This is a genomic window from Stenotrophomonas sp. NPDC077659 (assembly GCF_050268705.1).
Classification (GTDB): Bacteria; Pseudomonadota; Gammaproteobacteria; order Xanthomonadales; family Xanthomonadaceae; genus Stenotrophomonas.
In genome coordinates this window covers 1-3,883 of sequence record NZ_JBNNHG010000223.1, presented here as the reverse complement: position 1 = coordinate 3,883, position 3,883 = coordinate 1, and the positions used below count along the sequence as shown (strand labels likewise).

At 66.4% G+C, this 3,883-nt stretch carries 5 protein-coding genes; 4 read left to right on the top strand and 1 reads right to left on the bottom strand.

What is annotated here, in order from left to right; genetic code table 11:
• The first annotated feature begins 9 nt into the window (after positions 1-9).
• Together ACQKDV_RS18670 and ACQKDV_RS18665 are read left to right on the top strand one after the other, a co-directional pair.
• Positions 10-210 carry a hypothetical protein gene (locus tag ACQKDV_RS18670; RefSeq protein WP_427785742.1) on the top strand — a complete coding sequence of 67 codons (201 nt, stop codon included), beginning with the start codon at positions 10-12 and terminating at the stop codon, positions 208-210.
• Between the two features lie 10 nt (positions 211-220).
• Complete coding sequence (locus ACQKDV_RS18665) at positions 221-520, top strand: HigA family addiction module antitoxin (RefSeq protein WP_427785741.1); 300 nt, start codon at positions 221-223, stop codon at positions 518-520.
• A gap of 85 nt (positions 521-605) precedes the next feature.
• Here the strand turns inward: ACQKDV_RS18665 and ACQKDV_RS18660 are convergent, their stop codons facing one another.
• The gene (locus tag ACQKDV_RS18660; RefSeq protein ID WP_200733966.1) at positions 606-1,208 is read right to left on the bottom strand and encodes a lipocalin family protein; all 603 of its coding nucleotides are present in this window, start codon (positions 1,206-1,208) and stop codon (positions 606-608) included.
• A gap of 125 nt (positions 1,209-1,333) precedes the next feature.
• Here ACQKDV_RS18660 and ACQKDV_RS18655 point away from each other — a divergent pair, with 125 nt between their 5' ends.
• Positions 1,334-1,648 (top strand): hypothetical protein, encoded by a 315-nt coding sequence (locus tag ACQKDV_RS18655; protein WP_427785740.1) that lies wholly within the window; start codon positions 1,334-1,336, stop codon positions 1,646-1,648.
• Positions 1,649-1,717: 69 nt separating this feature from the next.
• A complete protein-coding gene (locus tag ACQKDV_RS18650) occupies positions 1,718-3,814 on the top strand; it encodes a prolyl oligopeptidase family serine peptidase (RefSeq protein WP_427785739.1) in 2,097 nt (698 codons plus the stop codon).
• Positions 3,815-3,883: the final 69 nt, after the last annotated feature.

The window sequence follows — 3,883 nt, the reverse complement described above, 5'->3', positions numbered from 1 at the left end:
CACCTAACACTGCACACTCTTCCCCTACCCGTCGCTATCCGTATCTCCGAATCTTGCCGGTTTGTGCCGGCCGCTGGCCGGCAGATGCGTAACGTTGCCGGCCAGCGGCCGGCACTACCGATGCAGAGGCGCATCAACGATCAATGGCGGCTGTGCTTCATCTGGACAGACAGCGGGCCGGAATCCGTGGAAATTGTTGACTACCACTGAGGCATTCGCCATGAAGCCAACCAACAATCGCCTGCGGGCCATCCATCCCGGCGAGATCCTGCGCGAAGAGTTTCTCTCTCCACTGGCCCTGAGCGTGAATGCACTGGCGAGAGCATTGGACGTTCCCGCCTCCCGCCTGCATGCCATCGTTCATGGTGAACGCGCGGTCACCGCCGATACCGCTGCCCGGCTGGCACGCCATTCCGGCGGCGATGCTGCCTCGTGGCTGGCGCTGCAGGCGACCTACGACCTGAAGACGTTGTCCACGCTCGGCGAGATAGAGCGCCGCGTGCAGCCGCGGGCGGCATAACCACCCGGTAGTGCCGCCCGCGTTCGGGTAGTGCCGGCCGCTGGCCGGCAGATGCGTAACGTTGCCGGCCAGAGGCCGGCACTACTTAGCGAACATTGGGTACTTCGTACCCCAGCTTGCCCACCTGGTCGGGGTGCTGCGGTACGCGCTTGAGCTTGTCGGTGTTCACGCCGTATTCGTCGCGCAGGCGCTCGGCCAGTTCCTTGTACAGCGCCTTGTCCATGTCCGGCTGGCGGGCGAAGATCCAGGCCATTTCGCGGCCCGGGTAGCCGATCATCGCCCACGAGTAGTCCGGGGCGACTTCCAGCACGCGCGAATGGGTCGGCACGATCCGGTAGAACCAGGTGCGCCAGGCATGGTTGCCGCTGTCGGCATCGACGCTGGCGCGTGCACGCACTTCCTGCTGCGGTGCACCGAAGCCATCGCGGTAGCGGTAGACGATGCCCACCTTGTTGTCTTCGCGCAGCGTGTATTCGTTGACGCTGGCCACGTGCCCGCGTTCGATGAAGTTCGGCACGCGGCCGATCACGTACCACGTCCCCATGAAGCGCTGCAGATCGATCGGTGCGCCGTATTCGGAGGCCCCCGATGCGCTGGCGCGCGGCGACGGCGGGTCGCTGGCAGCCAGCGCGGGGCCTCCCAGGGACAGGGCCAGCAACACGGCGCAGAACGGGCGGATCGAGGACATGCGGGAGCGCGCTCCATTGGGTGCCCAAGCATGGTCGACTGTGTGTGCTCGATCCGTCAATGGTGGTCGCAGCCCATGAGAAGGCGGCAGGCCAAGCTGGACCCATCGAACTGCAGAGAACGTCCATGAACGCACGCTCCTCCCGTTGCCAGCCCACTGAACGCGACAGCTTCGCATCCGACCGCCGCCTGCTGCGCAGCGTGCAGCAGGCGGCCCTGGCCGGGTTTGCCCTGGTGCTGGTGTGGCCGGCAGCGCGCGGCAGCAGTGTCTGGCTGGGCTGGCTGCCACTGTGGCTGGTGGGCATGCCGCTGGCCGCGTGGTGGGCGCTACTGGGCTGCCCGTTGCCAGTGCGCGCGTGGCTGCGCCGCCTGCGCCAACCGGGCGTGCAGGCCCGGCGCCTGCCGGTCCGGGTGCGCCGAGCGCGTGCGGCCTCGGCCTGACCTTCGACACGGGGGCGGCCCCGGCCATCCGTGCTAGCGTTCCAGCGCTTATGACTGCCTGGAACCGCAATGTCACGATTCGCTTCCGCCTGCCTGTTGGCCGGCATGATGACCGCTGCTTCGGTGGGGACCGCCGTGGCCGCTGAAGAAACCGACCGTTACGCCTGGCTGGAGGACGTCACCGGCGACAAGCCGCTGTCCTGGGTCAAGGAACAGAATGCCAAGTCCGAGGGCCGCCTGGCGCAGACCCCGGCCTTCAAGCAGATGGAAGCGAGCATCCGCGAGGTGCTCGATTCGGACGCCAAGATTCCCGGCGTGCAGAAGATCGGCGATTACTACTACAACTTCTGGAAGGACCAGCAGCACGAGCGCGGCCTGTGGCGCCGCACCATCCTGGCCGAGTACCGCAAGGCCTCGCCGCAGTGGGAAACCGTGCTCGACCTGGACGCACTGAACAAGGCCGAGGGCGAGAACTGGGTCTGGCACGGCGCCGACTGCCTGCGCCCGGACTACAGCCGCTGCCTGATCGCGCTGTCGCGCGGCGGTGCCGATGCCGATGTCACCCGCGAATTCGATCTGGCCAACAAGACCTGGATCAAGGACGGTTTCTTCCGCCCCGAATCCAAGGGCGGCCTGGGCTGGATCGACCGTGACTCGGTGTTCGTCTACACCGATTTCGGCGATGGCTCGATGACCACCTCCGGCTACCCGCGCGTGGCCAAGCTGTGGAAGCGCGGTACGCCACTGGCCTCGGCCAGCGTGGTCTACGAAGGCAAGCCGGACGACATGTACATCGCGGCGATGCACGATGACACCCCGGGCTTCGAGCGCAACCTGGTCAGCCGCACGCTGGCCTTCTACAACAACGAGATCTACCTGCGCGCCGACAATGGCACGCTGACGAAGATCGATGCTCCGAACTCGGCCGAGAAGGGCCTGCACAAGCAGTGGCTGACCCTGGAGCTGCGCGATCCGTGGACGGTGGGTGGCAAGACCTACGCCTCCGGTTCGCTGCTGGCCACCAGGCTGGACGGCTTCCTGGCCGGCAAGCGTGAGTTCGACGTGCTGTTTGCCCCGACTGCGACCACCTCGCTGGCCGGTGCGACCTGGACGAAGAATCACCTCGTGCTGAACGTGCTCGACGACGTCAAGAACCGCCTGTCGGTGCTGACCCCGGGCGCCAGCGGCTGGCAGAAGAGCGAATTCGTCGGCGCGCCGGCCTTCGGCACCCTGGCCGTGGGCGCGGTGGACAGCAACGACAGCGACGCAGTGTGGCTGACCGCCACCGACTACCTCACCCCGACCACTCTGGCCCTGGCCGAGATCGGCAAGGCCCCGGAAACGCTGAAGACCATGCCGGCCTTCTTTGATGCCGAAGGCAAGGTGATCGAGCAGCACTTCGCCACCAGCAAGGACGGCACCCGCGTGCCGTACTTCGTGGTGCACGACAAGGCGATGAAGCTGGACGGTTCCAACCCGACCCTGCTGTACGGCTACGGCGGTTTCGAGATCTCGCTGACCCCGAGCTATTCCGGTGGCATGGGCCGCGCCTGGCTGGAAAAGGGCGGCGTGTACGTGGTGGCCAACATCCGCGGTGGTGGCGAGTACGGCCCGCGCTGGCACCAGGCCGCGCTGAAGCAGAACCGCCACAAGGCCTATGAAGACATGGCCGCGGTGGCGCAGGATCTGGTCACCCGCAAAATCACCACGGCCAAGCACCTGGGCGTGCAGGGCGGCAGCAACGGTGGCCTGCTCACCGGCAACATGCTCACCCAGTACCCCGAACTGTTCGGTGCGGTGGTGGTGCAGGTGCCGCTGCTGGACATGAAGCGCTACAGCCACCTGCTGGCCGGTGCCTCGTGGATGGCCGAGTACGGCAACCCCGACACCAGTGACTGGGAGTTCATCAAGACCTTCTCGCCGTACCACCTGTTCGATGCGAAGAAGACCTACCCGCCGGTGCTGTTCACCACCTCCACCCGCGATGACCGCGTGCATCCGGGCCACGCCCGCAAGATGGCGGCCAAGATGATCGACGCCGGCAAGGACGTGACCTACTACGAGAACATCGAAGGTGGCCACGGCGGCGCAGCCAACAACGCGCAGGCTGCACACATGGCAGCCCTGGCCTACAGCTTCCTGTGGGAGCGGTTGGGCGGGAAGTAAGCAGAACGGAAAATGCCCCGGCGGTGCCGACAGCCGCTTCTGGCTGGGCGGCGGCGTGACCTGGCAGAG